Origin of the sequence: Paraglaciecola sp. (genome assembly GCF_051252315.1) — a bacterium.
GTDB lineage: Bacteria > Pseudomonadota > Gammaproteobacteria > Enterobacterales > Alteromonadaceae > Paraglaciecola.
Genome location: NZ_JBPOFP010000187.1, coordinates 1 through 5,304 on the forward strand (window position 1 = coordinate 1; position 5,304 = coordinate 5,304).

The 5,304-nt window shown below is 41.5% G+C and carries 5 protein-coding genes; all 5 read right to left on the bottom strand.

Features of this window, described 5'->3' with window-relative positions:
• Positions 1-153 precede the first annotated feature (153 nt).
• The 5 genes from ACSHXM_RS20700 to ACSHXM_RS20720 all read right to left on the bottom strand — a co-directional run bounded on the left by ACSHXM_RS20700 (position 154) and on the right by ACSHXM_RS20720 (position 5,186).
• The gene (locus tag ACSHXM_RS20700) at positions 154-981 is read right to left on the bottom strand and encodes a hypothetical protein (protein ID WP_435692114.1); all 828 of its coding nucleotides are present in this window, start codon (positions 979-981) and stop codon (positions 154-156) included.
• A 67-nt stretch (positions 982-1,048) separates the two neighbouring features.
• Complete coding sequence (locus tag ACSHXM_RS20705) at positions 1,049-1,282, bottom strand: hypothetical protein (RefSeq protein WP_435692116.1); 234 nt, start codon at positions 1,280-1,282, stop codon at positions 1,049-1,051.
• A 71-nt stretch (positions 1,283-1,353) separates the two neighbouring features.
• Positions 1,354-3,348, bottom strand: coding sequence for a portal protein (locus ACSHXM_RS20710; RefSeq protein ID WP_435692118.1), 1,995 nt, complete (start codon positions 3,346-3,348; stop codon positions 1,354-1,356).
• Positions 3,349-3,351: 3 nt separating this feature from the next.
• Complete coding sequence (locus tag ACSHXM_RS20715; RefSeq protein ID WP_435692120.1) at positions 3,352-4,608, bottom strand: phage terminase large subunit; 1,257 nt, start codon at positions 4,606-4,608, stop codon at positions 3,352-3,354.
• A complete protein-coding gene (locus ACSHXM_RS20720) occupies positions 4,608-5,186 on the bottom strand; it encodes a hypothetical protein (protein WP_435692122.1) in 579 nt (192 codons plus the stop codon). The genes ACSHXM_RS20715 and ACSHXM_RS20720 overlap by 1 nt, the downstream gene beginning before the upstream one ends.
• Between the last annotated feature and the right edge of the window lie 118 nt (positions 5,187-5,304).

Sequence of the window (5,304 nt, forward strand, 5' to 3'; positions counted from 1 at the left end):
TCTGGTTACTTTCGCTCCCAGTTATTCAGAACAGGTTTTACATCCCCAAATTATAGGCTAGGGATAAAGTGTGTTGCATTTGCTTTAGTAACTGTGTTACTGGTTGATGGTGTTAAGTTAGCCATTTTAAGTTTCCTTAGATATTATTAAAAGTTATTTGACTCGCCCTTCTGAATAGGCTTGTCTAATCTCGGCAGCTAAACTCTGATAACGTTCAGGGTCTTTTGCCATTAGTTCTACAATGTCTGCACGTCTGTAGATTTTCTTTCTGCTTGGTTCGCCAGAGCCTTTGGTGTTGCCTGTTGAGCCTGATTTAACTGACTGTCTGCGAGCGTTTGTTTCGGTCTGAACAGCGGAATTAACCATTTGCTGTCTTTCTTTCCAAGATGTAAACAACTCATCAGCGCTGTCGTAATCATAAGCATCAGCCTGACGTAGCAGTTGAGAGCGAACCTTTGACTTACCTACCCATTCAATAAACTTAGCATCAGATACAATATTAGTGAAATCTGGATGGTTAGCCTTTAGTTGTGCAACAGTGTTCTGCTGCGCTAGATGGTTTGCCATTTGTCTGCTTTGTTGTACCGATGGATGGTTCTCTAGCATTCTTGAGATAGCTTGTTTTGGATTCTCAAAGAAGTCTAAATCGTCAAGGTCATCTTCAGCCTGTACAGGGGCTTGTTTTTGTTGTTGTGCAATAGTTTGTGTCTGTATGAAGTTATCAACGACTTTACGTAGCTCACCTACTTCAGAAGATTGCTTGCCTAAGAGCTTTTCAGCGTTCTGGTGCATAGCAACAATGTCTTTAACATCCTTACCTTTGTACTTCTCTGGTAAGTCATCTTCGACTTCTGGTTCTTGCTCAGGTGCTACATAGTCTTCGTAGCCTCTTGATTCCGGTTGTTCCTCTACAGGAGCTTCATCAAAGGTTTCAAAGGTTTCTTCGTTGTAGTCTTCTGGACGACTATTTTCATTTGCCATTATTGTATTCTCCGTACTTTAATAGTATTGTGGAAAGTTAAAACGTCTAAGCCTTTAGCCCACAAGGTTAATTAGACTCTTTTGTGTTGTTGTAGCCTTGGTTAATAAACTCTTCCAAACCTAACAACAAACGTATGATGGAAAGTTCACCTTGTACTTTGTAAAGGTCTTTCTCATCTTTTATATAACCTACATCGTAAGTAGAGGCTTTAGCTTGTAGTTCTTCTACTACTTGCTTCCACCCCTCCGTACCAAACAGGTCAAAATAATTGTTATAATATAATTCTTCTTCTTTTGTCATGTTACCCTCCTAGGCATGATTGTATATACTATATATTATAACACACTTTTATTCAAATGTCAAGCTTTTTCTTACATTATTTCTTGACTTTGCGGTGGAGCTGTGTTAGACGCTGCTTTACTGGCTATATCAGCCTCTTGACGCTGTTTCTTTAACGTCAGTTCAGCGAGCTTCATACGCTTCTCAAACTCTCTATCATCTGCATCGCCCTCTCTAACATTAGTTGAGGCTGCTTTGATACGTTGTGTCTCAGAGTTGTATTGTTCCAAACCTGCTTCCACTTGATACTTCTGCGCTCTAGCGTTCGCTTCAGCTGCTTGTGCATTAAGAGCTGCTGCTGTAGCTTGCTCTTTAGCCATTTGTAGCTGCATCTGTTGCATCTGCATTTGCTGCTCTTGTTGAGCTGCTTGCTGCTGTTCAGGTGTAGGCTGTTGACTTTCACGAATACGTTTAATCATCTCTTCACGATTAGCCAAGTTCATGTTCTCAACAATACTCTCAATCAGCATTGAATGCGTCGGACTATCAGCAGGCATTGTCTGTAACAACTGAACAAGCTGTGTAACTTCATACTCACGTGCCATCATACCAAGGGTTGACGTAGGAATGAATTTAAAGTCCTGTGCAGGGTATAACTCAGGGTTGTACTGCATGTAACGCCAAGCTGTCTTCTGTACCATTGGAATCAGGAACATTTCTTGGAAGTTAATCAGAGTGCGCTTGTGACGCTTTATAATCGCTCCAAGTGACATACTAATACCTGCGGCAGTAGCTTCGCCATTAACGCCTCCTGCGACGCCTGAGGAGTCTACAGCGCCTGTTGCTTGCTGTACCATCTGTTCTAGCTGACCGGCTTGTGCGAATGTTACTTGTCCTACTTGACCAAAGTTAAATGGCTGTAGTACTTCTGCCGGATTACCGTTAGTAAGGAATATCTTACCCGGACGTACTTCTGGCTTCATACCTCTTGGTAGGCGTGACGCATCAATAGCCATCATAGGATGGATTGTTAACGCTAACGCATCAATACGAGCACGTAACTCTGTGTCTAATGCTTTCTGTGAATTATAACCCTTCTCACAAACACCTCTACCCCAGAAGCGATTAGGAACAACATCCCAAGGGAATGCTACGATAGGACGGTCTTGCATCATATAAGGGTTTTCTTCAACCTTCATCAACACACCGTTAGCAAGGACAACAATTGCTTCAATGTATTCGCTTTCGTCTTCGTCCATGTCGCTTAAAGAAACAACCTCTTCATCGTCCTCTTCAGCTATTGCATTGTTAAACAAGTCACGTGGCACTAAACCATAATACTTAACTAGTCTAACTTTATCTTCAGGGAAGTGTGATAGTTCACGATCTGGTTCTAAGTCTGTGTCTGTACTAGCGATACCAACATCTTCATCATTGTAAACACCTTGTTCTTGTAGCATTCTAACTTGATGTGTAGGAACAAACTGGTCAACTGCACAGCCTAAAGCGTCCTCTACAGTGGAAGCTACAGGGTCAATTAAGAAGTTTTGTGGTAAGACAGGGTTTAGCTTTACAACGAAACGGTCTGTAATCTCAACACCTACAGCCTGCATAGCACCTTCCATAATAGGCTGTGTAGCAGGTTTCATCTCTTTAACTTCTTCAATCACTATCTCACCGATACCTGTACCGTAGATAGCACCGTTAAGAATAGCTTCCGCTACTGTCTTACGAGCTTTAGTGAATGTAAAGTCTTCTTGTAGTTGGTTACGCATCTGTTGGATGTCAACTTGGTTTTGGTCTGCAATGTCATCACGAATGTCAAACCACTTACCACGTCCAAACGTTGCTTCTTCTACTTCGGCTACTGAGCTTTCTACTGCTTGCTGTAAAGCCGGTGCAATTAGTTTAGAACGTTCTGATTCACGTAAAGTGTCTGAACCATCCCAAATACCACGCCATAGCCGGAAATACTCTTCGTGCTTCTCTTGGTAGTTTGATTCGTAGTGGTCACGCCACTCTTCACACTTGTCCAACACCCATGATTCTAGGCTTTGTTCCATGTTAAAATCTTCATAATCTGTCATGTATTAGTATCCTGCTATTGCGTCTAATGGTTCAAAGTCCATATCCATGTCAATCAAGTCTGAATGGTATGCTACTTTGGCTAATTGGTCTATATAGGCTAATGAGTCTATTAAATCGTCGTGTACTAGATGGTTAGGGAATTGAAACAATTGGTCTAAAAACTCACCGTTCCATTCGTCTTTGTTTAACGTAACAAGTCCATTCTCAAACCGTCCTTGTAATGCCCAAACAATCCTGTCTGTTTTCTTTTGGTTGCCATGTGTCAGCTCTTCGATACGAAAGAAACGACTGTTCCTACGCATCATATCGGACAGAGGAGACATAACAGCCTGTTTAGCTATACCCCGTTCTATACCAACCGAAACAGGTCTGTAACGCTCTACAGCCTTGAATATCTTCTGAGCTGTTTCTTCTAGTGTCCATCTGCCATATATAATGTCTTTTATATACCACCCATGTTCACTAACTTTAACCACACTGATTGCTGTACTATCCAGACGTTTATTCTTCTTAGAACGTGACGTAGGGTCATCAAAGCCTGCTAAATCCACTGCTATATAGTAGTCGCCTATCTCAGGCTCTTCTTCGCTAAACTGCACCCAATGCTCTTTGAATATCTCACTACCTAGGGCTTCAAAGCTACTCATAAACTCTTGACGGAATGCAAAAGATGACATAGACTTTTTAGCTAAGTTTATTTCATTAGGGTCTAGTGTCTCGTTGTCATAGGATGTGAAGTGCCATGCTTTGAATGAATCATCCTCACCTGCGTCAGCGTAACAATACAAGTCATAGAAGTGGTTACGACCTTTAGGTGTACCGATGAAAAGACAATCACCCTTTCTATCGGCTAATGCAGGACGTAAGATTTCTTCAAAGACCTGTTGCTTAACATCGGCATATTCATCTATTACAAGGTATTCCAAACTAACACCACGCATGGTATCTGGTCTATCGCCACCTTTCAGCATTATCCTACTGCCATTAATCAACTTAAACTCCATGTTGTTAACGTGCTTAGTTGCAATGACAGGGTGTGCTAAGTCTTCTAACAATGACCACATAATGTCACGTGCTTGTCCCTGTGTAGGCGCTACGTAGAATACGGTACACTTAGGAGACTGTAAAGCCCTGACAATCATTGACCAAGCAGCTAGTCGTGATTTACCACAACGTCTACCGGCTGCAACGACTTTGAATCGTGCTGTGTCGTTAAACACTTTCTGCTGCCAGTTAAGCAGTTCAATGTTTAATTCCATTAGTCTTCCTTAACGTTAGCATTATCTGTGTCATACATTGCATTTTTTATCTTACTAGCTATGTCTTCTAAACGCTTAACAACACCATCGTTAGGATTAACCTTCTTTCTTTCTTTATATTCTTTATGGTTTAACAGCTCTTTAGCTGCTGCGTCATAATCACCACTATTGAAAAGACCCAGCCATTTATCACCGGCACTCATATCACCACGATAAGAAGCACTAAGTAATGCGCCTTTAGTCGCTTCATCGTAGTTGTCATAACCATCCACTAACATGGCTGCTTTAGCTTCTTTTTCTTTAATAGCTACTACAGGGGATTGATTGATGTATTCACCGGTCTGTCCCATACCTGCTGTTAGAATGCCTTTGTCATCGTAATAACCACCTTCTACAAAGCCTTCATCACGTATAACACGTCTGTAACGCTCTGGTAGTGTTCCTACACGACTTTCTACAGCCTGTACAGCCTGTTCACCTGCTTTGTATCTGTTGGATTTAAAGACCTGACTATTTGATAAGGGTGGTAAGGTTAATTCTTGAGGAGACCAAAACCCCTGTGTCTGTTTATTATTCATCGTTAATGTCCTCGAATTCTCCGTCCACAACGTCATTCCCAACTTTAACGCTAGGTACACCGCTAATATTAATACTAATCGAATTACTACCACCATTCTTGATAACGTCCTTCTCAAA